Genomic DNA, 25,152 nt, shown 5'->3' with positions numbered 1-25,152 from the left:
GCGCATCGCGCCGATCCGGTGGGACCCGCGCGATGCGCCCAAAGCTTACTTCTTGTCGAACTCGACTTCGATGCTCAGCGCGACGTCGTCGCCGACCAGCGGCACGTACTTGCTGACGCCGAATTCCGAACGCTTGATGGTGGTCGAGGCCGAGAAGCCGGTCTTGACGCTGCCCGGCGCGAAGCCCGAACCGACGCCGTTGAAGGTGACGTCCAGCACGATCGGCTTGGTCACGCCGTGCAGGGTGAAGTCGCCATAGACCTTGCCGGTCTGGCCCGCGCCCGGCTCGACCTTGGTCGAGACGAAGGTGGCGGTCGGGAACTTGTTGGCCTCCAGCCAGCCGTCGCCGGCCAGCTCCTTGTTGAACTTCAGGCCGAACTCGTCGAAGCCGGTGTCGATCGAGGCCGGGTCGACGGTCACCTTGATCTTGGCGTCCTGCGGGGCCTTGGGGTCGTAGGTGAACTCGGCGTCCACCTTGGCGAAGCGGAACTGGTAGTTCGAGAAACCCATGTGCTTGATCTTGCCCACGACCGAGGCGTGGGTCTTGTCGAGCACATAGCGGCCGGCGGGCAGGTCGGCGGGCTTGACGGAGCTGACGCCCGGCGCGGCCAGGGCGGCCGGGGCGGCGAGCAAGGTCGCCGCGAGGACGGCATAGGCGTAAGGACGGAACATCGGGAAAGATCTCCTTCGAACTAGAACAGAACTAGTTACGGTTCCCCGACTTAAGCACTCCAGCATAGCTTTGAAGGCCTCACCGATCACGAGGTCGTTACCAGGCGAACAAATCTGCAGTCGGCTTTGCGTCCGTAGCCCGCACGCCTAAAGAGAACGGCGATAATATGGAGCTTCGTCGGCCATGACCTTCCGCGCCCCCGTCCGCGACCTCGCCTTCTCGCTGCGCCATGCGGCGAACTTCGATCGGCTGGCCGACGCCTTCCCCGAGGCCGACGCCGACACGGTGGCGGCGGTATTGGAGGCGGCCGGCGCTTTCGCCGCCGACGTGCTGGCCCCGCTGAACCGCCAGGGCGACCTGGTCGGCGCCAAGCTTGAGAACGGCGTCGTCCGCTGCGCGCCAGGCTTCGCCGACGCCTACAAGCAGTTCGCGCAAGGCGGCTGGGCGGGTCTCGCCGCCTCGCCGGAGCACGGTGGCCAGGGCCTGCCCAAGACGCTGGAAGTGGCGGTGCTGGAGATGATCCAGGCCGCCAACATGGCTTTTGGCCTCTGCCCGATGCTGAGCCTGGGCGCGATTGAGGCGCTGGATCACCACGGCTCGGACCGCCAGAAGGCGCTCTATCTGCCCAAGCTGGTGTCGGGCGAATGGACCGGCACCATGAACCTGACCGAGCCGCAGGCCGGCTCGGATCTAGCCGCCCTGACCACCATCGCCACCCCGGATGGCGAGGGCGGCTGGCGGATCACCGGACAGAAGATCTACATCACCTGGGGCGACCACGACGCCGCCGACAACATCGTCCACCTCGTTTTGGCCCGTACGCCCGACGCGCCGCCTGGGGTGAAGGGCATCTCGCTGTTCCTGGCCCCCAAGGTGCTGGTCGGCGAAGACGGCAAGCTGGGCGAGGCCAACGCCCTGCGGGTCGGCGGGCTGGAGCACAAGCTGGGCATCCACGGCTCGCCCACCTGCGTGATGCTGTTCGAGGGCGCGAAAGCTGAGCTGGTCGGAGGCTTGGGCCAAGGCCTGCCCAACATGTTCACGATGATGAACGCCGCGCGCCTGCAGGTCGGGACGCAAGGGACCGCCATCGCCGAGCGCGCCTATCAGCAGGCGCTGGCCTTCAGCCAGGATCGCGCCCAGGGGCGCTCGGCCTGGACGCAGGCCTATCCCTCGCGCCTGTTCGACCATCCCGACGTGCGCCGCACGCTCGTCTTGATGAAGGCCCACATCGAGGCGGCGCGCGGCATCTGCCTGTCGACCGCCGTCGCCGCCGACCTGGCCCGCGCCGCCGCCGACGAGACGACCCGGACCAGCGCTAAGCTGCGCGAGGAGCTGCTCACGCCCATCGCCAAGGCCTGGTCGACCGATGTCGGCGTCTGGGTGGCCTCCCAGGGCGTGCAGATTCACGGCGGCATGGGCTTCGTCGAGGAGACCGGCGCGGCCCAGCACTATCGCGACGCCCGCATCGCCCCGATCTATGAGGGCACCAACGGCATCCAGGCCATCGACCTCGTGGGCCGCAAGCTGACCCTGGGCGAAGGTCAGGCCGTGGCCGACCTGATGGACGACATCCGCGACACCATCGAAGACCTGAAGGGCTCGGAGCTGAAGGGCGTGGGCCTGCGCCTCGAAGCCGCCCTGGACGCGGCGGCCAGCGCGACCGCCTGGCTGATCGAACGCCGCGCCAAGGCCATGCCCGACGCCCTGTCGGGCGCCACGGCCTATCTGAAGCTCTTGGGCGACGTGGTCGGCGGCTGGATGCTGGCCAAGGGCGCGCTGGCGGCTGCCGGTGAGGCCGATACGGCCTGGGCCGAAAGCAAGCGCGCCCTGGCTCGTGTGTTCGCCGAAAGCGTGCTGGCGCAGGTTCCGGGCGCGGCGGCCGGCGTCACGCTTGGCGCGGCGGACCTGGAAACGATGACGCCGGAGGTTCTGGGGGCTTAGGAAGCTAGATCCAATTCACGTAGCACCCCGGACAGCCTCCGCAAGGCTTCCGGGGTGACACGCATTTTGGGCGCCGAGCCTTACAGTTGCTCCAGCAGGTACTCGGCCGACGAGACCTTGAACTGGCCGGCTTCCTCGACGTGCAGCTGGGTGACGACGCCGTCCTTGGCGATCAGCGAGTAGCGCTGCGAGCGCGCGCCCATGCCGAACTTGCTGCCGTCGAAATCCAGGCCGATGGCGCGGGTGAAGTCACCATTGCCGTCGGCCAGCAGCAGCACTTCGCCGTCGATGCCCTGGTCCTTGCCCCAGGCCTTCATCACGAAGACGTCGTTGACCGAGACACAGGCGATCGCGTCGACGCCCTTGGCCTTCAGGTCGGCCGCGTGATCCTTGAAGCCCGGCAGGTGCTTGGCCGAGCAGGTCGGGGTGAAGGCGCCCGGGACGGCGAACAGCGCCACGGTCTTGCCCTTGAAGATGTCATCGGTGGAGACCGGCGCGGGCCCTTCGGCCGTGCTGGTCATGAAAGTCGCCGCCGGCAGCGTGTCGCCAACCTTGATCGCCATGGGCCGTGTTCCTCTGGTGTTGCGTTGTGGAGGCTTGCAGATATCCCTCCACCGCGCCGCCGCCAAGGCGCTGTTTTTCAAAACCCGGGACGCGGATTCTGAACACTCCGACTTGAAAGCGCCGCACGGAGGGCCAATGCTCTGACCATGGCCAGCTTGTTCGACGAAGAGGACGAAGGCGAGTTCCTGACGGGCCGTCTTCTGGTGGCGATGCCCGGCATCGAGGACCCGCGCTTCGAGCGGGCGGTGCTCTATCTGTGCGCCCATGACGAAGAGCAGGCGATGGGCCTGGCGGTCAATCGCCCGGTCGAGGGCCTGACCGTCTTCGAGCTTCTGGACCGGTTGGGCGTGGGGTCCGGCATCCACGCGCCAAGCGACCTTGTCCTGCTGGGCGGGCCGATCGAGCGCGAGCGCGGCTTTGTTTTGCACACCGACGACTTCCACTCGCCCGACTCTTCCCTGCCCATTGCAGAAGGCCTCAGCCTGACCGCAACCCGCGACGTGCTGGACGCCATGGCCAGCCCCATGCGCCGGCCGCGCAAGGCGATCCTGGCCCTGGGCTACGCTGGCTGGGGCCCCGGACAGCTGGAGCAGGAGCTGCGCGACAACATCTGGCTGATCTGCGACGCCGACGAAGGCCTGCTGTTCGACGAAGACCACGAGCACAAGTGGACCCGGGCGCTGGCGAAACTGGGGATCAGCGCTGACCACCTGTCGGCGCAGGCGGGGCGGGCGTAGGATAGCTGCTCCCCCGTGATACGGGGGAGCTGTCGCGGAGCGACTGAGGGGGCAAGCTGGACGAGGGCCGTGTTAGCCCCCTCCGGCCCTCTGGGCCACCTCCCCCGCTACGCGAGGGAGGATTTAAATCCGCTTACCCCCGCGCCTTCACCGGCGCGGCGCCGTCGACATAGGCCTCGTTCAGATAGACCTCGGCCTCCTGCGGCGACAGCGCCGGCGCGTAGCCAAAGCCCTGGCCGTAGTCGCAGCCCAGCCCCTGCAGGGCGCGGGCCATCTCGGCGTTCTCGACGCCCTCGGCCACCACCTCGAGGTCGAGGTCCTGGCCCAGCTTGACGACCGAGCGAACGATCTTGGCCGAGCCCGCGTTGGCGCCCATGGTGCGCACGAAGTAGCGGTCGATCTTCAGCGTGTCGAACGGCAGACGCGTCAGGTACGACAGCGACGAGAAACCGGTGCCGAAATCGTCCAGCGCCAGACCCGCGCCAGCGTCGCGCAGGGTCCGGAGGACAGTGGCCGCGCGCTCGGGATCGCGCATGATGTCGCTTTCGGTGACTTCCAGCTTCAGCGCCCCGCGCGGCAGGTTGTTCTGGCGCAGGGTCTGGGCGACATCGTCCACCAGACCCGGTCGGTCGATCTCGCCGGTCGAGAGGTTGACGCTGACGGTCATGGCGCTCATCGCCGGATGGCAGGCGCGCCAGATCGACAGCTGGCGGGCGGCGGCGTGCATCATGTGCGCGCCCAGCTCGCTCATCAGCCCCATTTCTTCGATCAGCGGCAGGAACTCATCGGGCGGCAGCATGCCCCGGCGCGGGTGGATCCAGCGGGCCAGGGCCTCGAAGCCCGACAGGGCGCCGGTCGACAGCCGCACGACAGGCTGGAAGTAGGGGATAATCTCGCCGCGACCGATGGCGCCGCGCAGGTCGGCCTCCAGCGCCAGACGCGACAGGCCGTCGGTCTCCATCGAGCGGCCATAGGCCGCGGCCCCGCCGCGACCGGCCGCGGCGGCGGCCTCGACGGCCAGTTCGGCGCGCCGCAGCAGCTCGGCCGGATCAGGAGCCTCCAGCCCGCCCTCGGCCGAGACGGCGCCGACGGATAGGGTGGGGTGAATATCAAAGCCCGCGATGCGCAGCGGCTGCTCCAGCGCCTCCCGCAGCATCTCGGCCGGCGTGTAGCCGTCAGGCTTGCAGAGCACGGCGAACTCGTCCTCGCCGATGCGCCCCAGCACAGCATCCGACGGGAAGGCGGCGATCAGGCGCGAGCCCAGGGCGGCCAGGACAAGGTCGGCGCGATCGTGACCCAGCGCCTCGTTCAGGCGGCGCAGACGGTCAAGGTCAGCCACGACCAGCTCGTGCGCGCCCGGCTCGGTCAGGCGCTCGCGGGCGCGGGCGATGAAGCCGCGACGATCCAGCAGGCCCGTCAGGTCGCAGCGCTCGGAGGCGGAGAACTTGGTTTCGGCGGCGACCACGCCAGCGGCGCGCACGCCCTCCTCCAGCCAGACGCCGCGCCACAGGCAGACCTCGCCGCCGCGCACGCGGAAGCGAGCGACCACCGGCTGGCCGGGTTCACGGACTTTCAGGACCTCTTCGGCCTGGGCGCGGTCCTGTGGCAGGGCCAGGGCGCGGAAGGCGGCGGAGGAGCATTCGGGGGCCAGCGGACCCAAGCCAAGGGCGCGGGCCGCGCCGTTCAGGCGCAGGCGGTCGGAGTCCGGCTCCCAGATCCACAAGGCGACATCGGCCCCGCCCAACGCTTCGAGCGTCGCGGTCGTGTCCCAGATTCGTCGCTCGCCTGTCCGAAAAGACATACCCGTCCCGCCGCGTCGGCCACGTCGAGACGCCCCTACTCACTCAGGCGCCACCAAGCCGAACAGACGATGGTCTCGCCAATCGCCGTTAATTTTCAAATAAGCCGGCGCATATCCCTCTTCGGAAAAGCCGCATTTCAGCAGAAGCGCGGCCGAGGGCGCGTTCTCCGGCATGCAGGCCGCTTCCAGGCGGTGAAGCCCTAAGCCCTTGAAGGCGAAGCGAATCAAGGTCTCGACGGCATCGCGCGTATGGCCCTGACGCGCGAAGGGCTGGCCGATCCAGTAGCCGATCGTCCCGGTCTGGGCGACGCCACGCCGCACGTGGAAAAGCCGCACGCCACCGACCAGAGCGTCGTCGGACTTGCGGAACACGAAAAACGGATAGGCCTCGTCCAGCTCCATCTCGCGGGCATAAGCCGCCAGACGGGCGCGGAACGCCGCGCGGGTCAGGTCGTGCTCGGGCCAGACCGGCTCCCAGGGCTCCAGGAAGGGTCGCGAGTGGCCGCGCAAGGTCGCCCAGGCGCGATGGTCGCCCGGCTTGGGCGGCCGCAGATAGACGGCCCGGCCCTGCAGGCGCAGCGCGGGACGGGGCTTCAGGAACGACGAGAGCACGGGCGCGGCGAAGGCTGGGGATCAATCACGGGCGCACCCTCCGACGTCAGGCGGCTGAGAACAACGTCTTGTCGAACGCCAAGGCGGCCTTCAGCGAGGTCTTGGCGCCCAGCACGGCCGAGGCCGCGCGGCCGTCGGCCAATAGCCGCCGGCCCAGCCGCGTCACGTCGGCGGCGGTCACGGCGTCGACCTCGGCCGCCAGCTCGGCCGGCGCATAGAGGCGGTCGAACAGCAGCACCTGACCCGCACCCTGCTCGGCGCGCGACAGCGGCTGCTCGCGGGCCATGAACATGTGCGCCTTCAGCTGGGCCTTGGCGCGGGCCAGTTCAGCGTCGTCGATCTGGGCGACGAGCTTTGCGACCTCGCCGGCGCAGACCTTGGCGGTCTCGACCGCGTCGGACGCCGCGCAGCCGGCATAAATCCCCAGCGCGCCGTGGTCGGCATAGGTGTCGGCATAGGCGTCGATATTGTAGGCAAGGCCGCGCTTCTCGCGCGCCTCCTGGAACAGGCGCGAGGACATGCCGCCGCCCAACACCTCGGCGAAGATGCGCAGGGCGAAGTAATCGTGATCGCGCGAGCCGCAGGCGGGCAGCATGAAGACGAGGTGGCTCTGCTCCAGCTTGCGCGCTTCAGCTTGCGGACCGCCGATGAAGCTGGCCGCTTCGGGGACCGCCGCGCCCGGGGCCTCGGGCAGGTCGCCGAACGCGCGCTCGGCGGCGGCCATCAGCTCGGCCTCCTCGACCGCGCCGGTGGCGCTGACCACCAGCCGGTCGGCGGCGTACAGGGCGGCGCGCCAGTCCGACAGCGCCTCGACGCCGGCCGCCTCGACCGTCGCATCGCTGCCCAGGATCGGGCGGCCCACGGGATGATCGCCCCAGCTCGCGCGCTGGATCAGATCAAAGACGTAGTCGTCGGGCGCGTCGGCGGCCTCGGCGATCTCCTGGGCCACGACCTGCTTCTCGCGGGCGAGGTCGGCGGGGTCCAGGGTCGGACGCCGCACGAGGTCGGCGATGACGTCCATGCCCAGATCCAGGCCGCCCTTCAGCGCCCGCACCTGGAAGCTGGTGCGCTCATAGCCGGTGGCGGCGTTGATCGAGCCGCCGGCGCTTTCGATCACCTCGACGATGTCGCGCGCCGAGCGCTGGCCCGCGCCCTTGAAGACCATGTGCTCCAGAAGGTGCGACCAGCCCGACCGCGCCGGGTCCTCATAGGCCGCGCCGCGACCGGCCACCACGCTGAGCGCCAGGGTCTCAAGGCCCGGCATCGGGTCACAGACGACGCGGACGCCGTTCTTCAGGGTGCGGAGGGTGGCGGTCATTCAGCTCTTTTTACGACTCCCCCGAGAAACGGGGGAGAGGGAGGGGGCGCTGCATATAGTCGCTAAACGCCCCCACGGCCACTGTGGGCCAGGCGGGCCGTCAGGTCGTCGCCGCGAACGTGCGGACAAAGGCCTTCACCGCCGCGCCGTCGGCGGGCAGGCGCTCGAACTTCTCCGGCTTCTTGGAAAGGTCGGGCGTGGCGCGCGGCGTGACCGGCGGGACGCCGATGGCGGCCTCGACGGCTTCGGGGAACTTGGCCGGGTGGGCGGTCGAGAGCACCACCACTGGGACCGACGGCTTGGCGTCGACGCCCCGCGCGGCGGCCAGGCCCACGGCGGTGTGCGGATCGACGATCTCGCCGGTCTCGTTCAGCGTCGAGAGCATGGTCTTGGCGGTATCGGCCTCGCTGACCGACGCGCCACGGAACAGCTCGCGCATCCAGGCGTGGGCGGCGGGCGGAATGTCGAGCAGACCCGTGTCGGCGAAGGCGCGGAAGGCGCGTTCGGTCTCGACGGCGTCGCGACGGACAGCTTCGAAATAGAGACGCTCGAAGTTGCTGGCGACCTGGATGTCCATGGCCGGGCTCTGGGTCGCGGCCACAGCCCCGCGCGTGTAGCGGCCGGTCTCAAAGGCGCGGGCCAGGATGTCGTTGGAGTTGGTCGCCGCCGTGATCGAGTGGATCGGCAGGCCCAGCTTCTTGGCCACGAAGGCGGCGTAGGCGTCGCCGAAGTTTCCGGTCGGGACCACGAACGCCACCTCGCGGGCGGGAGCCCCCAGGGCCACGGCGGCGGTGAAGTAATAGACGCTCTGAGCCGCGATCCGGGCCCAGTTGATCGAGTTGACGCCCGACAGGTCCACGCCGTGGCGGAACTGGTCATCCTGGAAGGCCTGCTTGACGATCGCCTGGCAGTCGTCGAACGAGCCCAGCACCGAGATGCAGGCGACATTGGCGTCGGTCGCCGTGGTCATGAACCGGCGCTGCACGGCGCTGATCCGGCCCTCGGGGAAGAGCGCGACGATGCGGGCGTTCTTGCGGCCTCGGAAGGCTTCGACAGCCGCGCCGCCGGTGTCGCCCGAGGTCGCGCAGATGATGGTCATCTTCCGCGACTGGCGCTCGAGCACGTAGTCGTAGAGGCGACCCAGCAGCTGCATCGCGACATCTTTGAAGGCCAGGGTCGGCCCGTGGAACAGCTCCAGCAGGAACTGGTTGGGGCCCAACTGCTTCAAGGGAACGACGGCGGTATGGGCGAAGGTGGCGTAGGCCTCCTCGCACATCTGGGCCAGGTCTTCCTTGGGAATGTCGTCGCCGACGAACTTGCCGACCACGGCGGCGGCGACCTCGGCGTAGGACTTGCCGGCGAAGGCGGCGATCTCCGACGAGCGGAAGCTCGGCCACTCGGAGGGCACGTACAGGCCGCCGTCGGGGGCCAGGCCGGCCAGCACCGCATCCAGAAAGCCGATGGGCGCGGATTGCCCGCGGGTCGACACGTAACGCATCAGGGTCTCACTCTTCGCCAGAGCATGGCGGCATAGATAAACAGCAGGGTTACGGCAAGACCAAACCACGTGAGGGCGTATTCGAGGTGCCGATTGGAAATTTCTGCCGGAAGCGGCGCGGGGGTGATCCCGGCCGGCGCGGGCGTCTCGACCTCGGCCATCAGAACCAGCGGCGCGGGCTTGCGGCCTGTGAAACGATCCAGGATCTTGGCGCGGTCGCCGCCCAGTTGGGCGATCGGGATCAGGACGCCGACGACTCGGCGCGGCGGGTCGAAGGCGCGCGGCGGCGGCGCGACCTGGCTGGTCAAGGCCGGGACCAGGCCACGGTCGATCAGGATCATGTTGTAGGGACCCGCCAGCACCGCGCAGGGGGCCTGGGCGCGCCAGACGACATCACCGTCGTGTACCCCATAGACCAGCGGCAGGGCCTCGCCGGCGACATCACCGCAGTCGACGCTGACGCGGGTCCAGGCCAGGTCCTCGGGCCGGGCTTTTTCGGTCAGCACCTGGACCAGTGGCAGGGCCGGCGCGGTCTTCAGGGCCTCGATCCGCGCGAGGACGTTCTCCTTCCAGTGCAGGCGCTGGAGCTGCCAGGCGCCGAGGCCGCAGAGGATGAGAAAGGCGATCGCGGTGGCCAGCGTCAGGCCGATCGGGAAGCTAGCCTTCTTCTTCGGGAACTCAGACATGGTCGCGGCCGGCCTCAGAGGCCTTCTGGGCGATCTGGGCGGCGACCATCAGGCCCTTGGCCGGCCGCATCAGCCCCAAGGTGATGACCAGCACCGCCGGCAGCCAGACCACTAGCAGCAGCCAGACCGGCCAGTTCCAGGCGAACATCGAAAACAGCGCTCCGAACGCGCAGACGCTCCCGGCGATCAGGATCACGAAGGTCGCCGCGCCGTCGCCGGTCTCGTACTTGCCCAGCTCGAAGCCGCAGGCCTCGCAGGTCGGCGCCACCTTCAGGAAGCCGTCGAACAGATAGCCCTCGCCGCAGTGAGGGCACAGGCCGCGCGCGCCGGCGGCGTAGGGATTGGTTTTGGTCATGGCCGCAACCCTTAAACGAAAAAGGCCCGGAACGCTGGTCGGCGTTCCGGGCCCCTTGGGATCTTGCGATCTAGTGGGCCGAGGCCCCGAAGATCACGTAGATGAAGGCGAACAGGAACAGCCAAACGACGTCGACGAAGTGCCAATACCAGGCGGCCGCTTCGAAGCCGAAGTGCTGCTTGGGCGTGAAGGCGCCGTTCATCAGGCGGATCAGGCAGACGATCAGGAAGAGCGTGCCGACGAACACGTGGAAGCCGTGGAAGCCCGTGGCCAGGAAGAAGGTCGAGCCATACAGGCCCGAATTGACCGCAGCTTCCGAGTAGAAGAGCTGCTCGTGGTTGATGTGGGCGTACTCATAGACCTGGATGGCCGTGAACAGCGCGCCCAGCACGACGGTCAGGATCAGGCCCCACTTGGCGCCCTTGCGGTCGCCAACCTGCAGCGCGTGGTGCGCCCAGGTGACGGTCGTGCCCGACAGCAGCAGGGTCAGGGTGTTGATCAGCGGCAGGTGCCAGGGCGAGACGGTCTCGACGCCGGCCGGCGGCCAGGCGGCCCAGGCGGTGCGGACTTCCTCGATCGTCGAGAGCGTGCGGTGCTCATGGAACAGCGCCATCTCGAAGAACATCCAGAACCACGCCACGAAGAACATCACTTCCGAAGCGATGAACAGGATCATGCCGTAGCGCAGGCCGATCGAGACGACCGGGGTGTGGTCGCCGGCCTTGGCTTCCTTGGCCACGTCCGCCCACCAGCCGAACATCGTGTAGAGCACGCCGGCCAGGCCCGCGGCGAAGATCGCCCAGTTGCCCTTTTCGATGCCCAGCACGCCGCCCTTGAGCCAGCCGATCAGGCCAATGGCCATGACGGTCGAGGCCATCGAGCCGACGAACGGCCAGGGGCTGGGCGGAAGGATGTGGTAGTCGTGTTTGACGGCGCCGGCCATGTTGCTGGTTACCCCTGTTATCCTTCTGAGCGCGGTCGCTGGTCCCCCGCGCCGCGATCTTGTTGAATCCTATAGCCCTCTCGACGGTGCGCCGCCAAGAGGTTCGACGATGCGGGGCGTTGTCGCGGCCGCGACTTGGCCCGTCTTGCCATTGCCGTCGTCGACGGCGGGAAAGAAGGTGTAGCTGAGCGTGATCTCGCTCTTACCCTTGGTGTCGGGATCATCCACGAAACCGGGATCCACGAAGTAGACGACCGGGAACTCGATCGTCTGACCGGGCTGGATCGTCTGGCTGGTGAAGCAGAAGCATTCCAGCTTCTGGAAGTAGGGACCCGCCGACTCGGGCACGACGTTGTACAGGGCCCGCCCCGTGATCGGCTTGTCGCTCGGGTTGGTGACCTTGAAGAAGGCCAGGCCCGTGTCGCCGATGCGAATGTCCTGGGTGGGCTGCAGCGTCTGGAACTTCCAGGGCAGGTCGCGAATGTTGGCGTCGAAACGGATCGTGAGCTTGCGGTCCAGGATCCGGGTCGGCGCGACCTCGGCCTTGCGCACCGTGCCGTCGAAGCCCGTGACCTGGCAGAACAGCTTGTAGAGCGGGACCGCCGCGTAGGCGGCGCCGACCATGCCAAAGAAGGTCGCCCCACAGATCAGCGCCACCCGCTTGTTGCGGCGCGCCATCTCCTGTTGCGGGGTCAAGGTCTCCTGGGGAGCCTTAGGGGTGTGGTTGAACATTGCCGCCGAGCCTCACCAAGGTGACCACGAACACCAGCACGACAAATACCGCCAGGCCAAGCCCAATCGCGATGTTGCGACCATCGCGCGCTTTCTTGGCGGCCTGCTTCTCGGCGTCCTTGTCGATCGACTTGCTCACTTCAGAAACTCCAGGGCCTGAACGCCAGCGACGGCTTCGCCCAGCAGGGCGGCGAACAGGGCGAACAGGTAAAGGATCGAGAAGGCGAACAGATTGCGCGCGGCTTTGGCGCCGGCGGCGCGCTCATCCTCGGTGACCTCGTACAGCGCCCGGTCGGCCACGCGAGGATCGGCCGCATCGCCGGCCTTGCTGGCGAAGACGCGCCAGGCCAGGGTCAGGAACACCGCCCCGCCCAGGGCCGCGACGGCCAGATAGAACGGGCCGCCCAGGCCGGTGAACGCGGGGACCAGGCAGATGGGCGTGAAGATGAGGCTGTAGAGCAGGATCTGCTTGCGGGTCTCGCGCGCGCCCTTGACGACCGGCAGCATGGGCACCCCGGCCTTGGCATAGTCGGTGGTGACGTACAGCGACAGCGCCCAGAAGTGCGGCGGGGTCCAGAAGAAGATGATCGCCACCATCAGCCAGGCGTTCAGCGGCGCGTGGCCCGTGGCCGCCGCCCAGCCGATCGCCGGCGGCAGGGCGCCGGCCAGACCGCCGATCACGATGTTCTGCGCCGTCCAGCGCTTGAGCCACATCGTGTAGACGACCGCGTAGAAGACGATGGTGAAGGCCAGCAAGCCTGCCGCCAGCCAGTTGATCGCAAAGCCCAGGAACATCACCGACAGAAGGCTCAGAACCACGCCCAGAGAGGCGGCTTCCTCGCCCTTGACCTTGCCGGCGGGCACCGGACGGCCGCGCGTGCGGCGCATCTGTTGGTCGATGTCGGCGTCGTACCACATGTTCAGCGCGCCCGAGGCGCCGGCGCCGATCGCGATGCACAGCACCGCCACCGCGCCCAGAACCGGGTGGATCGGCGCGCGCGCCGCCAGCAGCCCCGTCAGGCCGGTAAACACCACCAGCGACATGACGCGCGGCTTCATCAGCTGGAAATAGTCCTGCCAGCGCGCGGCTTGCGAGGCGTCCGTCCCCGAGGTCGAGGCGGTTTCCGAGGTCATGGCGGCGGTCTTCATGGGTGTTCGATACTGAGCTTTTCTGTCTCGCTCGAAGGGCGAAGGGCGCGGCCAAGACCCTGCTTGGATCCCGACCGCGCCCCCGCTTGGTTTAGCCCCGACGTCCCCTTAGTGGTGGTCGTCGGCCTTGATCACCGGCGGTTCGCTGAACTGGTGGAACGGCGGCGGCGAGGACAGGGTCCATTCCAGCGTGGTGGCGCCTTCGCCCCACGGGTTGGCCTCGGCCTTGCGACGACGGATCGCCGCCTCGATCAGCACCAGCATGAACACGCCCACGCCGACGACGGTGATCATGTAGCCCACCGACGAGACGTAGTTCCACAGCGCGAAGGCGTCCGGATAGTCGATATAGCGACGCGGCATGCCTTGCAGGCCCAGGAAGTGCTGCGGGAAGAAGATCAGGTTCACGCCGATGAACATGATCCAGAAGTGGGTCGCGCCCAGGAACTCGTTGTACTTCACGCCCCACATCTTCTCGAACCAGTAGTAGAAGCCCGCGAAGATGGCGAAGACCGCGCCCAGCGACAGCACGTAGTGGAAGTGGGCCACCACGTAGTAGGTGTCGTGCAGGCTGTAGTCGATGCCGGCGTTCGACAGGACGACGCCGGTGACGCCGCCGACCGTGAACAGGAAGATGAAGCCGATGGCCCACAGCATCGGCGTCTTGAAGTCCAGCGAGCCGCCCCACATCGTGGCGATCCAGCTGAAGATCTTAACGCCGGTCGGCACGGCGATAATCATCGTGGCGGCCACGAAGTAGGCGCGCAGGTTGATGCTCATGCCGACGGTGTACATGTGGTGCGCCCACACGACGAAGCCGACGAAGCCGATGGCGACCATCGCGTAGGCCATCGCCAGGTAGCCGAACACCGGCTTCTTGGAGAAGGTCGAGACGATGTGGCTGATGATGCCAAAGCCCGGCAGGATCAGGATGTACACTTCCGGGTGACCGAAGAACCAGAACAGGTGCTGGAACATCACCGGGTCGCCGCCGGCGGCCGGGTCGAAGAAGTGGGTGCCGAAGTTGCGGTCGGTCAGCAGCATGGTGATAGCGCCGGCCAGGACGGGCAGCGACAGCAGCAGCAGGAAGGCGGTGATCAGCACCGACCAGGCGAACAGCGGCATGCGGTGCAGGGTCATGCCCGGCGCGCGCATGTTGAAGATCGTGGTGATGAAGTTGATCGCGCCCAGGATAGACGAAGCGCCGGCCAGGTGGAGCGACAGGATCGCCAGGTCCATGGCAGGACCCTTGTGGCCGATGGTCGACAGCGGCGGATAGATCGTCCAACCGCCGCCGAAGCCCATGCCCGGCCCGCCGTCGACGAACATCGACACGCACAGCACGATCCAGGCGGCGACCAGCAGCCAGAACGAGATGTTGTTCATCCGCGGGAAGGCCATGTCCGGCGCGCCGATCATGATCGGCACGAACCAGTTGCCAAAGCCGCCGATCATGGCGGGCATGACCATGAAGAAGATCATGATCAGGGCGTGGGCGGTGACCACGGCGTTGTAGCCGTGCTTGCCCTGGAAGACGCCAAGCTGAGCCAGCAGGCCGGTGTCGGAGAACACCTGGATGCCCGGCTCCATCAGCTCCCAGCGGATCAGGCCCGACAGGGCGCCGCCGACGATGCCCGCCATGATGGCGAACAGGATGTACAGCGTGCCGATGTCCTTGTGGTTCGTCGAGAAGAACCAGCGGGCGAAGAAGGGCGGCTTATGATCGGCGTCGTGGCCGTCGTGGTGGTCGATGTCAGCGGCGTGAGCCATCGGACTTTATCCTGCGAGTATCTTAAGCCGCCGGCGCGGCGGGCGCCGCGGCCGGAGCGGAAGCGGGAGCGGCGGCCGGGGTCGCTGCGGGCGTCGCGGCGGCCGGAGCGGCCTCGGCGGGGGCGGCGACCGGAGCCGGCGGGGCCGTCTTGGACTTCACCCACGCATCGAACTGGGCCTGGGTCACGACCTGAATCTCGATCGGCATGGCGGCATGGTCGACGCCGCAGAGCTCCGAGCACTGGCCGTAGAACACGCCAGTGCGGTCGGACTTGAACCAGGTTTCGTTCAGGCGGCCAGGGATGGCGTCGGTCTTCAGGCCGAACGCCGGCAGGGCGAAGGCGTGGATCACGTCGGCGCCGGTGACCTGCACGCGGACCACCTGACCGACCGGAACCACCATGGCGTTGTCGGCGGCCAGCAGATACGGGACCTTCTTGGCGTCGGCCTGCTCCTTGGTGAGCGGCAGCGACACAATCTCGCTGATCTTCTGGTCGGGATATTCGTAGCCCCAGTACCACTGATAGCCCGTGGCCTTCACGGTCATGTAGGGCTTGGGCATGTCGTTGTAGTGGAACAGCAGCCGGAACGAGAAGATGGCGATGACCATCAGGATCAGCACCGGCACCAGGGTCCAGATGATCTCGACCGTGGTGTTATGGCTGAACTTGGCCGGGACCGGGTTCGCTTTCTTGTTGTAGCGAACGACGATCCAGATCAGCAGGCCCAGCACCAGCAGGGTGATGGCCGTGATGATCGGCAGCAGGATCACGTTGTGGAACCAGATCGCGTGGTGCTTCAGCTCCGACGCGGCCGGTTGCAGGTCGATCGCCCCCGGCGTCGGCTGCCCCATCAGATCCTGGGCGAGGGCGTGCCCCGCGAAAACGACACTGGCGGCGAGCGCGCTGGCGCCCGTCAAGACCCGCCGAATCCCCGAAAATTGCGCCTTCATATTCCTCACGGCCCGTTTCGGCGGCGATTTGACGATGATCGTTTGACGTCGATCAAAGCCACGCCGCGCCGACTTGCTTATGACGGCCCCCGATGCGGTCGTGCGAGCGACGGCGTCCAACAAGACGCGAAGTCACGCGCAGCCCGCCCCAAAAAGGCCCTTACGAGGCTGCATACGCGCATCGCCAGCCGTTGCCAAGCGCCAGAGACCACACTCTGGGCGCGGCTTTAGCGCGCGCGCATTTCCTCCCACGCCAAGTCAGCCCGCTCTTCGGACCAACCGCCACGTCCGCATCATTACGTATCATTCATGGATAGGTACCTTGTGATGATCAGTACCATGCGGTACCAGTGAGCATCCAACGAGGCGAGGACGACGTGCCCGAAGCCATTGAAATCCAATTGAAGAAAGGCGTGCTGGCGCTGTGCGTGCTGGCCCTGCTCTCGCACGCCGACAGCTACGCCTATGAGATCGCCAGCAGGCTCACGAAGGACATCGATATGGGGGAAGGGACGATCTATCCGCTGATGCGCCGCATGCAGTCGGATGGTCTGGTCGAGACCTATCTGGTGGAAAGCCAGAGCGGTCCGCCGCGCAAATATTACCGCCTGACGGCGGAGGGCCGTCGCAGCCTGGAACAGCAAAAGACCGAGTGGGTGGCTTTCACCCAGGCCGTCAACGCCATCGTGGGAGCCGCCGCATGACCCGCGCTGAGTTCATGACCCGTCTGCGCCGGGGCCTGGCCGGCCTGCCGGTCACCACGATCGCCGACATCGTCGCCGATCATGAAGCCCACTTCGCCGACGCCGTGGCCGCTGGTCGCAGCGAGGCCGAGGTGGCCGCCGCCCTGGGCGATCCCGACCGCCTGGCCCGCGAGCTGCGCGCCGAGGCCGGGCTCAAGCAGTGGGAAGAGCGCAAGAACCCCTCCAACGCCCTGGCGGCGGTCATCGCCCTCCTCGGCCTTGGAGCCATCGACGTGCTGATCCTGCTGCCGGTCCTGATGGGCGTGCTGGGCGCGCTGTTCGGGGTGCTGGTCGCGGTCGTGGCCGTGTTCTTCGCCGGCGGCGTGGTGTTCGCGGCCGGCCCGCTGACCGGACCGCCCGGCGGCCCGCTCACCGCCTTCCTGGCGGGGCTTGGCCTGATGGGCGTGGCCACGTGCCTGGGCGCCCTGCTGACCCTGGTCACCGTCGGCGTCTTCAACGCGGTCGTCTGGTACGCCCGCCTCCACTACCGGCTGCTCAAGCCGGCCATCGAACAAGCCTGAGCGGCCTAGGAGGGGACCATGTTGATCCGCAATACGCTCATCGTCGCCGGGGCCAGCTTCGCGCTCGCCATCGGCTGTTTCGCCGGGGTGGCGGTCATCGCCGGCCCGCAGATCCTCAACGACGGCTGGACCTTCCCGCTGAACCGCACCGATACGGTCGTGATCCGCGAGAACGGCAAGGTGATCCACACTGAGCGCCGCTTCGACGCCCGCCGCGGAACCGTCACCCCCAGCATCGACCGCACGTTCCCTTGGACGGGCAAGGACAGGCTGCAAGTCGACGTGCCGGTGGATGTCGTCTTCGTGCAAGGGCCGGAAGCCAAGATCGTCGCCTCGGGCCCGAAGTCCTATCTGGACCGGCTGCGCGTCGACGGCGGCCGAATCGCCCTGTCCGACGCTGACGACCGCGACGAGGCCAGCGTCACGATCAACGCCTTCGGCGTCCACGTGCAGAGCGAGTCCGAGCGCGTGAAGATCACCGTCATCGCCCCGGACGTCACCAAGTTCGACGTGCGCGGCTCGGGCGATCTCGATATCCGCCGCTACGACCATCCGACCTTCTCGGTCGACGTCAGCGGCAGCGGCGACGTCGAGGCGGCGGGCCGGGTTGACCTGGCCACGATCGACAACTCCGGCTCGGGCCATGTGGATCTTGGTGACCTGAAGGCCAAGGAGGCCATGGTCGACGTCTCGGGCAGCGGCGGCGGTGCGATCTTCGCCACAGCCAAGGCCAAGATCGCCATCTCAGGCAGCGGTGACGTTGAGCTGCGCACAGAACCTAAGACCGTGAGCAGCGACATCACCGGCTCGGGTGAAATCCGCCGCGAATACTGATCCGCGACAAAAGGGGCGGGGTGACGGATGCGCTTCGAAGGCCTACCTGTAGGCTCATGAACGCTCCCTTCCCCGCCTCTTCCCTGTCCCTGCTCGACGCGGCCGGCGTCGATCCCGAGCGCGCCCGCCAGGTGCTGGGCGAGGCGCTCGCCGGCGCCGACGACGGCGAGCTCTTCCTCGAACGCTCCGAGAGCGAGTCCTTCGTGTTCGACGACGGACGGCTGAAGAGCGCTTCCTACGACAGCGGCGAGGGCTTTGGCCTGCGCGTGGTGGCCGGCGAGACGGCCGGCTACGCCCACGCCGCCGAGATCTCCGAGGCCGCCATCCGCCGCGCCGCCGATTCGGCCAGCCTGGCCAAGCGCGGCCACGCCGGGGTCGCCGCCGAAGGCCCCCGCGCCACCAACGAAAAGCTCTATGGCGAGGACAATCCCGTCTCCGCGCCCGACTTCTCCGACAAGGTCGCCCTGCTGCAGGAGATCGACGCCTTCGCCCGCGCTCGCGACCCGCGCGTGGTGCAGGTCATGGCCTCGATGGCCGGCGAGCGCCGCGTCGTCGAGATCCTGCGCGCCGACGGCCGCCTGATCCGCGACGTCCGTCCGCTGGTGCGGGTCAATGTCCAGGTCACCGTCGAGAAGGACGGCCGCCGCGAAACGGGCAGCTCAGGCGCTGGCGGCCGCGCCGGCTTCGCCGCCTGGATCAGCCCCGACAAGTGGCAGGAGCAGGTCGACGAGGCCCTGCGCCGCGCCCTGGTCAATCTGGACGCCGTCGCCTGCCCCGCTGGCGAGATGGACGTGGTGCTGGGCCCCGGCTGGAACGGCGTGCTGCTGCACGAGGCCGTCGGCCACGGGCTGGAGGGCGACTTCAACCGCAAGGGCATCAGCGCCTTCTCGGGCCGCATCGGCGAGCGGGTGGCAGCCCCGGGCGTCACCGTGTTCGACGACGGCTCGCTCGCCGGTCGTCGCGGTTCGCTGACCGTCGACGACGAAGGCACCCCGACCGAGCGGACCATCCTGATCGAGGACGGCATCCTGGTGGGCTACATGCACGACCGGATGAGCGCGCGCCTGATGGGCATGAAGGCCACCGGCAACGGCCGCCGCCAGTCCTACGCTCACATGCCCATGCCGCGCATGACCAACACCGGCATGCTGGCGGGCAAGGACGATCCCCAGGAAATGATCGCCTCGCTGAAGCGCGGCCTCTACTGCGCCCATTTCGGCGGCGGTCAGGTCGACATCACCAACGGCAAGTTCGTCTTCCAGTGCACCGAGGCCTATCTGGTCGAGGACGGCAAGATCACCGCTCCGGTCAAGGGCGCGACCCTGATTGGCGACGGCCCCAGCGCCCTGACCAAGGTGACGATGATCGGCAACGACTTCGATTTCGATCCGGGCATCGGGGTCTGCGGCAAGTCCGGCCAGGGCGTGCCGGTCGGCGTGGGCCAGCCGTCGCTGAAGATCACCGGGCTGACCGTCGGCGGGACGGCGGTTTAACCCCACACATCCGATCTCCCCGGCGAATGCCGGGGCCCAGATGCAAGAGCGCCCGCGCCCGAGAGGATCGCGGGCGTTTTTGCGTGCGCCTCAGAGTTCTACGATCTGGGTCCCGGCATTCGCCGGGAAGGTCGAGGACGGGTTAAAGACCCCGCGCTAGATACGTCACCGTCTTCTCGCCGCCGTGGATCTGGGCCGTTCCGACCGGAACGAAGCCCAGCGCCGCGTGGAAGGCGTCCGACGCCGGATTGGGCGGCTCTGAATTGACCTCGCAGACGATCCGCGCGTGGCCCGCGTCACGCGCCGCGGCGAACAGGTCATCGTACAGGCGCCGGGCCAGCCCCCTGCCCCTCGCCGCGTCGGCGACGACCACGCGGTCGACATAGACGAAACGATCGAAACGCTCGCGGAACCACAGGAAGTTGACGCTGTCGTAGTCGGCGTACTGGTCGAAGGCCAGCAGCAGGGCGTCTGCGACGCCGACCCGGCGCGCGACGAACGCCTCGGCGACCAGCTTGGCCAGTCGCTCTGGCTCCAGCCATGACAGCTCCAGGGCGTGGGCGTTGTTCAAAGCCAGCAGCGCCTGGCCGTCCGTCCCGCTCAGGTCGTCGACCGTCAACGCCGTCGTCATGTCGTCCATGGCCATCTCCGCCGACCTTTCTGTCGAAGGTTTAATCCAGCTTTCCGGCTTGTAACTTTCCCCGCGCCGTTCGCGTCGGCACGGTGCGTTCAAGTCCGGCGACCGACACAAGAGTCGCGACCAGATCGGCTAGATCAGCCCCCGGACCTTCGAACATCGCGCGGCGCCGGCGCCGCGCTCAGGGCTTCGGGTAGGAGCGGAAAGCGGCTCGGCGATTTGAGCCATCGCCGGGCCGTTCCCACCTGGAGTAGGGACGTGGCCCCTCCACGTCCCAGAGGGGTCCCGGATCGTCGCCGGGGCCCCTCGCTCATTTAGGTCAGGCCGTGACGTCGTCGGCGCCGTGCAACCACTTTTTCAGGACCGGCGACAGGGCCAGGAAGCCGATCCCGATCGCCACCGCGATCAGTCCGATCACGTTGAACACCTTCAGCGACGACGCCAGGGCCAGGGCCGGATCCAGAACCTGCCCGCCAACCGTCTCGGTCGTCGCCAGGCCGGCGATCTTGCCGCCGACCCACTGGGCGATGGCGATGGCCAGGAACCACACCGCCATCATGAACGAGACCATCGACAGCGGCGACAGCTTGGTCATTTGCGACAGGCCGACCGGCGACATGCACAGCTCGCCGGTGGTGTGCAACATGTACATCAGCACCAGGAACAGCAGGGGCAGGCGGAAGGCGCCGTCGGCGAAGGTGGCGCCCCACCGCAGCAGCAGGAAGCCCGCCCCGACCTGGATCAGCGCCAGGCCGAACTTCATGACCGGATTGGGGTCCTTGCCTCGCGCGCCGAGGAACGTCCACAGGGCGGCGAAGACCGGCGCGAAGATCAGGATCCAGCCCGCGTTCAGCATCTGGGTCTGGGGCGCGTTGAAGCTGGTGTTGACCCAGAAGGTGGACGCCGGGTCGATGCTGGCGGCGCTCAGCTGTTCGGCGGTGGCCAGGGTGATCGCCCCACCCAGAAGCCGGACAGGCTCGCGCACCAGATCCAGCTGGACGTTGGTCGCAGCGAACAGGCTGAGCGAGGATCCGGCCTGTTCGAACAGGGTCCAGAAGACCACCGCGCCGAAGATCAGGAACACCGCCAGCGCCAGGCGCTCCCGCTCGGCCTTGGCGCACCGAGTCATGAACCAGCCGATATAGGCCAGCGAGGCGATGATGCCGACGTTCAGGGCCAGGCCGACGACGCTGTTGAACTGCACGAGGAAGAAGATGACCAGAAGGCCGAGCAGAGACCCGCCATAGATCGCGGTCTCGCGGTTGATCGGACCCAGAACCTTTTCCTTCAAGGCCTCCGGGTTCGGGGGCTCGGCCTTGTTCTCCAGCCAGGGCTTGCCCAGCACGAAGACGACAAAGCCGGCCAGCATGCCAAGACCAGCCAGGCCGAAACCGGCCCACCAGCCGACGCTGACGCCCAGCAGGCCGCACAGGATCGAGGCCCAGAACGAGCCCAGGTTGATGCCGTAGTAGTAGAGGGTGAAGCCCGGGTCGCGACGCGGGTCGCCTTGCGGGTAAAGCTGGCCGACGATGGTCGAGATGTTCGGCTTCAGGAAGCCGACCCCCAGGATGATCAGCGACAGGGCGAACCAGAAGACGTTCAGATAGAACGGGTCGCGACCGGCGACGTCCAGCTTGTAGTCGGCCTTGGGCAGCACGGCGGGCAGGGGCGCATCGGCGGGCAGGCCCTTGATCTCGAAATCGCCCGTCTTGGTGGCGGAGACCTCGTAGGGCTTTTCGGCGACGACCAGGCGCGAGACGCGTTCCTGACCGCGGCCCTCGGACTGGAATTCATAGGTCGCCCCACCATAGGTCAGGGTCTGGACGGCGGGCTTGCCTTCGACCGCCATCGCCAGGTGACCGGCGACCAGCAGGAGCGCGCCGAACGCCACGGCCTTGCGGGTGCCCAGCCACTTGTCAGCCAGCATCCCGCCCAGCAGCGGCAACAGATAGACCAGCGAGGTGTAGGAGCCGTAGTGCCCGGACGCGGTCTTAGGATCGAACAGGAAATGCTGCGTCAGATAGAAGATTAGGATGGCGCGCATGCCGTAGTAGGAGAACCGCTCCCACATCTCGGCCAGGAAGCAGATGATCAAGCCGCGCGGATGGCCTCGCAGAAGCTGGATAAGGACGGGAAGCCCCGTCACGAGCGTGATCAGGACGCCCGCGGCGATAACAATGTTCATACACGAACCTTGAACGTGACGAGCCACGCGGACCGACCTGGCGCGTCCCCGACGCGCCCTCGGTCAAATCGCCCTCGCTGGCCCCAATTGGCGGGGAGAAGATCACGCGGCAGGCGGTTTCACAAGCAACGCCTTGCCGGATCAAACGCAGTCGCGCTGGCGCCGTGGGAGCTTGGCCGCGCCTTCGCGCGTTGATGGGGCGACCGTCTTGTTTTCCGGGAGCCGCGGATGAAGATCCCCGACGAGAGCCATCCGATCACGATCGACCGCATGTCCGGCACGGTGCGCGTGCTGTTCGAGGGCCACGGAATCGCCGACAGCGACGACGTGCTCGTGCTGCGGGAAGCCGACTATCCGCCCGTCTATTACTTCCCGCGCGACAGCGTGCAGATGACCTTTCTGCGCCGCACCGACAAGGTGACCCACTGCCCCTATAAGGGCGACGCGGCCTACTTCACGATCTATCGCGACCGCCAGATCATCGAGAACGCCGCCTGGTCGTATGAAGACCCCTATCTTGCCGTCGGTCTGATTTCCGGGCGGGTGGCCTTCTATCCCGAGCACGTCGAGTTCCAGCTTGGTGACCGCTCGCCGGCCGAGACCGAGGCGATGGACGTCGACGCGATCGTCCAGCACACCGATAGCGGCTCGGGGAGCAGCCAGGCCGAGCGCTGGCCACCGAATGTCGACATGCCCGATCCTGACAAGGTCGAGCCCGACCGCCACCGGCCCGGCAAGAGCGCAGGCGCCATTTAGTCGCAGCCCGTCGCCATTTGGTCGCATCCCACCGGACTTAAGTTCGCGTTAAGAGCTGCTAGCGCGACCCTATGGTCGAGTTCCCGTCAGAGGAGCGCGGAGGAAACCATGGCCTACGTTTCGTTCAATCACGCGGACGCCGTTCACACCGCGATCGACCGTCCCCGCATCGCCTGGGGTCGACTAGCTGCGGTCGCCTTCGCGCTCGGCTCGTGGATGGCCATCATCGCCGGCGTGCGGGCCCTTTTCTAGGCCGTCACCCCCTCCCCCAAGACGTCGGACGACCAGACGGTTGACCATCCGGGCGGAACGCGCCGGACGCAGATCTCCCTCGATGACCAAACGATAGGCCCCCTCGTCGGCGGGCAGCGCCGCGCCATCACGGCGGTCGGCTAGAATTATCCGGTTGGAACGCGTGGCTGGATCAGCCTCAGCCAGGCCCAGCGCAACCGCGTAGCCGTCGCGCGCCTCCACCAGCACCACATTGGCCATGGCCGGCCCGCGCAGGGCCTTGCCCGTCGGCGCGCCCGCCTTGGCCAGCACCTCGATCAGCAACGGTCCCTCGTAGCGATGGCGTTCGCCGTGTGCGTCGAGGTCCACCCTCGCGCGGGGCAGCGCCGCCAGGTCGGCCGCCGACAGGACAGCCGCCTTGCCGTCCAGTCCGACCACGGCCAAATCCTGGGCCGCCACGGAGCCGGCCAGCGCGCTCAGGGTCGCGACGAAAAGAAGGGCGCGGAGAACCATAGCCACCTCGTTATGTAGATAAACTACATAACGATACGCCACCGGCCTCGCCTAACTCAATAAGCGCAGTCGGTGAACACCCGGCTGATGTCGCCCTTCCACGCGCCCTCGTAGAGCCGCAGAAGGCGTTCGGCCGGCGTGATCCCACTGTCGGCGATCTCTTCCAGGTCACCCAGATAGATCGTCTCGTCCAGGAAGCCGCCGTTCATCTGGGCGCGATCCTTCAGGCCCGACTTGGCGATGGCGACGAAGTCCTTGGCCACGTCCTGGACCGTGCGGCCGGCGACCTTGGCCTTGAGGCCAAGCTTGGGCACATCGCGGCGCAGGCCCTCGCGGTCCTCGATCGTCCAGTCCTTGCAGAGGTCCCAGGCAGCCGCCAGGGCCGCGTCGTCGTAGAAGACGCCGGTCCACAGCGCCGGCAGGGCGCAGAGGCGGCTCCAGGGCCCGGCGTCGGCCCCGCGCATCTCCAGATAGGTCTTCAGCCGCACTTCCGGGAAGGCCGTGGTCGTGTGGTCGGCCCAGTCCTTCATCGTGGCGATCTCGCCCGGCAGCTCGGGCAGCTTGCCCTCGATGAAGTCGCGGAAGCTACGGCCGGCGACGTCGATGTACTTGTCGCCGCGCTTGACGAAGTACATCGGCACGTCCAGCGCGTAGCGGGCGTAGCGCTCGAAGTCGAAACCGTCCTCGAACACGAAATCGAGCAGGCCCGTGCGGTTGGGATCTGTGTCGGTCCAGACGTTGGCGCGGGCCGACAGGAAGCCGTTGGGCTTGCCTTCGGTGAACGGCGAATTGGCGAACAGGGCCGTGGCGATGGGCTGCAAAGCCAGGCTCATGCGGAACTTGGCGACCATGTCGGCTTCGCTGGAGAAGTCGAGATTGGCCTGCACCGTGCAGGTGCGCAGCATCATGTCGAGGCCGAGGTTACCGACCTTGGGCATGTAGTTGCGCATGATGACGTACCGGCCCTTGGGCATCACCGGGACCTCCTCGCGCTTCCACAGCGGCGAGAAACCCAGGCCCACGAAGCCAAGACCCAGCTCATCGGCGACGGTCTTGACCTCGTCCAGGTGCTTGCCGGTCTCGTCGCAGATGTCGTGCATGGTCGCCAGCGGCGCGCCCGACAGTTCGAACTGGCCGCCTGGCTCAAGGCTGACATTGGCGCCGTCGCGCTCGAGGCCGATGATCGTTTCGCCTTCCATGACGGGCGTCCAGCCGAAGCGCTGCAGGCCGGTCAGCAGGGCGTGGACGCCCTTATCGCCCTCGTAGGGCACGGGCGCGTGCGAGCCCAGGTAGAAGCCGAACTTCTCGTGCTCGGCCCCCACGCGGAAGGCGTCCTTGGGCTTGCTGCCCCGGGCGAAATAGTCGGTCAGATCGGAGAGCGTCAGTTGACGCTCCTGGACGCTAGCGGTCTCGGCCATGCAAGCAGGCCCTCCCCAGGGGTTGCGATGCAGAGGGTGGAGAGGGCCCATGCTCTCCGCCGACGGCGATACTAATCAGTCACGCCCAGT

General features: G+C 67.5%; 25 protein-coding genes. 7 read left to right on the top strand and 18 right to left on the bottom strand.

Annotation, left to right across the window (positions count from 1 at the left end):
* Window positions 1–45: 45 nt before the first annotated feature.
* A complete protein-coding gene (locus tag CSW59_RS14445; protein ID WP_099444703.1) occupies window positions 46–672 on the bottom strand; it encodes a YceI family protein in 627 nt (208 codons plus the stop codon).
* Window positions 673–856: 184 nt separating this feature from the next.
* Between CSW59_RS14445 and CSW59_RS14440 the strand changes: the two genes are divergently transcribed.
* On the top strand, window positions 857–2,614 hold the full coding sequence (locus CSW59_RS14440) for an acyl-CoA dehydrogenase (protein WP_099444702.1): 1,758 nt from the start codon (window positions 857–859) through the stop codon (window positions 2,612–2,614).
* A gap of 80 nt (window positions 2,615–2,694) precedes the next feature.
* Here the strand turns inward: CSW59_RS14440 and CSW59_RS14435 are convergent, their stop codons facing one another.
* Window positions 2,695–3,177, bottom strand: coding sequence for a peroxiredoxin (locus CSW59_RS14435; protein ID WP_099444701.1), 483 nt, complete (start codon window positions 3,175–3,177; stop codon window positions 2,695–2,697).
* Window positions 3,178–3,324: 147 nt separating this feature from the next.
* On the opposite strand from CSW59_RS14435, the gene CSW59_RS14430 reads away from it, so the two are divergent.
* The gene (locus CSW59_RS14430) at window positions 3,325–3,915 is read left to right on the top strand and encodes a YqgE/AlgH family protein (RefSeq protein ID WP_099444700.1); all 591 of its coding nucleotides are present in this window, start codon (window positions 3,325–3,327) and stop codon (window positions 3,913–3,915) included.
* Between the two features lie 133 nt (window positions 3,916–4,048).
* Here CSW59_RS14430 and CSW59_RS14420 read toward each other — a convergent pair whose 3' ends face one another.
* The 12 genes from CSW59_RS14420 to coxB all read right to left on the bottom strand — a co-directional run bounded on the left by CSW59_RS14420 (window position 4,049) and on the right by coxB (window position 15,731).
* Window positions 4,049–5,716, bottom strand: coding sequence for a bifunctional diguanylate cyclase/phosphodiesterase (locus CSW59_RS14420; protein WP_099444699.1), 1,668 nt, complete (start codon window positions 5,714–5,716; stop codon window positions 4,049–4,051).
* A gap of 39 nt (window positions 5,717–5,755) precedes the next feature.
* Window positions 5,756–6,328, bottom strand: a complete 573-nt coding sequence (locus CSW59_RS14415) for a GNAT family N-acetyltransferase (protein ID WP_099444698.1) — start codon at window positions 6,326–6,328, stop codon at window positions 5,756–5,758.
* A gap of 46 nt (window positions 6,329–6,374) precedes the next feature.
* Window positions 6,375–7,646 carry a pitrilysin family protein gene (locus CSW59_RS14410; protein WP_099444697.1) on the bottom strand — a complete coding sequence of 424 codons (1,272 nt, stop codon included), beginning with the start codon at window positions 7,644–7,646 and terminating at the stop codon, window positions 6,375–6,377.
* 100 nt (window positions 7,647–7,746) lie between these two features.
* Entirely contained in the window at window positions 7,747–9,144 is a 1,398-nt protein-coding gene (gene thrC / locus CSW59_RS14405; RefSeq protein ID WP_099444696.1) for a threonine synthase, read from the bottom strand.
* Window positions 9,144–9,830, bottom strand: a complete 687-nt coding sequence (locus CSW59_RS14400) for an SURF1 family protein (protein ID WP_099444695.1) — start codon at window positions 9,828–9,830, stop codon at window positions 9,144–9,146. Before CSW59_RS14400 ends, thrC begins: the two co-directional genes overlap by 1 nt.
* The gene (locus CSW59_RS14395; protein WP_099444694.1) at window positions 9,823–10,185 is read right to left on the bottom strand and encodes a DUF983 domain-containing protein; all 363 of its coding nucleotides are present in this window, start codon (window positions 10,183–10,185) and stop codon (window positions 9,823–9,825) included. Before CSW59_RS14395 ends, CSW59_RS14400 begins: the two co-directional genes overlap by 8 nt.
* 70 nt (window positions 10,186–10,255) lie before the next feature.
* A complete protein-coding gene (locus tag CSW59_RS14390) occupies window positions 10,256–11,128 on the bottom strand; it encodes a cytochrome c oxidase subunit 3 (protein ID WP_099444693.1) in 873 nt (290 codons plus the stop codon).
* 69 nt (window positions 11,129–11,197) lie between these two features.
* The gene (locus CSW59_RS14385) at window positions 11,198–11,860 is read right to left on the bottom strand and encodes a cytochrome c oxidase assembly protein (RefSeq protein WP_201722814.1); all 663 of its coding nucleotides are present in this window, start codon (window positions 11,858–11,860) and stop codon (window positions 11,198–11,200) included.
* Entirely contained in the window at window positions 11,841–11,999 is a 159-nt protein-coding gene (locus tag CSW59_RS20970) for a hypothetical protein (RefSeq protein ID WP_099444691.1), read from the bottom strand. Before CSW59_RS20970 ends, CSW59_RS14385 begins: the two co-directional genes overlap by 20 nt.
* Window positions 11,996–13,009, bottom strand: a complete 1,014-nt coding sequence (locus CSW59_RS14375; RefSeq protein ID WP_201722813.1) for a heme o synthase — start codon at window positions 13,007–13,009, stop codon at window positions 11,996–11,998. The genes CSW59_RS20970 and CSW59_RS14375 overlap by 4 nt, the downstream gene beginning before the upstream one ends.
* A gap of 108 nt (window positions 13,010–13,117) precedes the next feature.
* Entirely contained in the window at window positions 13,118–14,779 is a 1,662-nt protein-coding gene (gene ctaD, locus CSW59_RS14370) for a cytochrome c oxidase subunit I (RefSeq protein ID WP_099444690.1), read from the bottom strand.
* 22 nt (window positions 14,780–14,801) lie between these two features.
* Complete coding sequence (gene coxB, locus CSW59_RS14365; RefSeq protein WP_099444689.1) at window positions 14,802–15,731, bottom strand: cytochrome c oxidase subunit II; 930 nt, start codon at window positions 15,729–15,731, stop codon at window positions 14,802–14,804.
* 377 nt (window positions 15,732–16,108) lie between these two features.
* Here coxB and CSW59_RS14360 point away from each other — a divergent pair, with 377 nt between their 5' ends.
* Genes CSW59_RS14360 through tldD form a run of 4 tightly spaced genes read left to right on the top strand, consistent with a single transcriptional unit; the run spans window position 16,109 to window position 19,322 of the window.
* On the top strand, window positions 16,109–16,435 hold the full coding sequence (locus CSW59_RS14360; RefSeq protein ID WP_099445254.1) for a PadR family transcriptional regulator: 327 nt from the start codon (window positions 16,109–16,111) through the stop codon (window positions 16,433–16,435).
* Complete coding sequence (locus CSW59_RS14355; RefSeq protein ID WP_099444688.1) at window positions 16,432–16,995, top strand: DUF1700 domain-containing protein; 564 nt, start codon at window positions 16,432–16,434, stop codon at window positions 16,993–16,995. The genes CSW59_RS14360 and CSW59_RS14355 overlap by 4 nt, the downstream gene beginning before the upstream one ends.
* A gap of 18 nt (window positions 16,996–17,013) precedes the next feature.
* Window positions 17,014–17,829 carry a GIN domain-containing protein gene (locus CSW59_RS14350; RefSeq protein WP_099444687.1) on the top strand — a complete coding sequence of 272 codons (816 nt, stop codon included), beginning with the start codon at window positions 17,014–17,016 and terminating at the stop codon, window positions 17,827–17,829.
* 56 nt (window positions 17,830–17,885) lie between these two features.
* On the top strand, window positions 17,886–19,322 hold the full coding sequence (gene tldD / locus CSW59_RS14345; protein ID WP_099444686.1) for a metalloprotease TldD: 1,437 nt from the start codon (window positions 17,886–17,888) through the stop codon (window positions 19,320–19,322).
* A gap of 142 nt (window positions 19,323–19,464) precedes the next feature.
* On the opposite strand, the gene CSW59_RS14340 is transcribed toward tldD, so the two are convergent.
* Window positions 19,465–19,962, bottom strand: a complete 498-nt coding sequence (locus tag CSW59_RS14340; RefSeq protein WP_099444685.1) for a GNAT family N-acetyltransferase — start codon at window positions 19,960–19,962, stop codon at window positions 19,465–19,467.
* 316 nt (window positions 19,963–20,278) lie between these two features.
* Window positions 20,279–22,144, bottom strand: coding sequence for a peptide MFS transporter (locus CSW59_RS14335; RefSeq protein ID WP_099444684.1), 1,866 nt, complete (start codon window positions 22,142–22,144; stop codon window positions 20,279–20,281).
* A 228-nt stretch (window positions 22,145–22,372) separates the two neighbouring features.
* On the opposite strand from CSW59_RS14335, the gene CSW59_RS14330 reads away from it, so the two are divergent.
* Window positions 22,373–22,900: a DUF427 domain-containing protein gene (locus tag CSW59_RS14330; protein ID WP_099444683.1), complete on the top strand. Its 528-nt coding sequence runs from the start codon at window positions 22,373–22,375 to the stop codon at window positions 22,898–22,900.
* 183 nt (window positions 22,901–23,083) lie between these two features.
* Here CSW59_RS14330 and CSW59_RS14320 read toward each other — a convergent pair whose 3' ends face one another.
* A complete protein-coding gene (locus CSW59_RS14320; RefSeq protein WP_201722812.1) occupies window positions 23,084–23,644 on the bottom strand; it encodes a molybdopterin-binding oxidoreductase in 561 nt (186 codons plus the stop codon).
* Between the two features lie 56 nt (window positions 23,645–23,700).
* On the bottom strand, window positions 23,701–25,062 hold the full coding sequence (locus CSW59_RS14315) for a glutamate--cysteine ligase (protein ID WP_099444681.1): 1,362 nt from the start codon (window positions 25,060–25,062) through the stop codon (window positions 23,701–23,703).
* Between the last annotated feature and the right edge of the window lie 90 nt (window positions 25,063–25,152).

This window comes from Caulobacter sp. BP25 (genome assembly GCF_002737755.1).
GTDB lineage: Bacteria > Pseudomonadota > Alphaproteobacteria > Caulobacterales > Caulobacteraceae > Caulobacter.
Note: the sequence above shows the minus strand (reverse complement) of the source record. Positions and strands in the feature narration are given on the sequence as shown.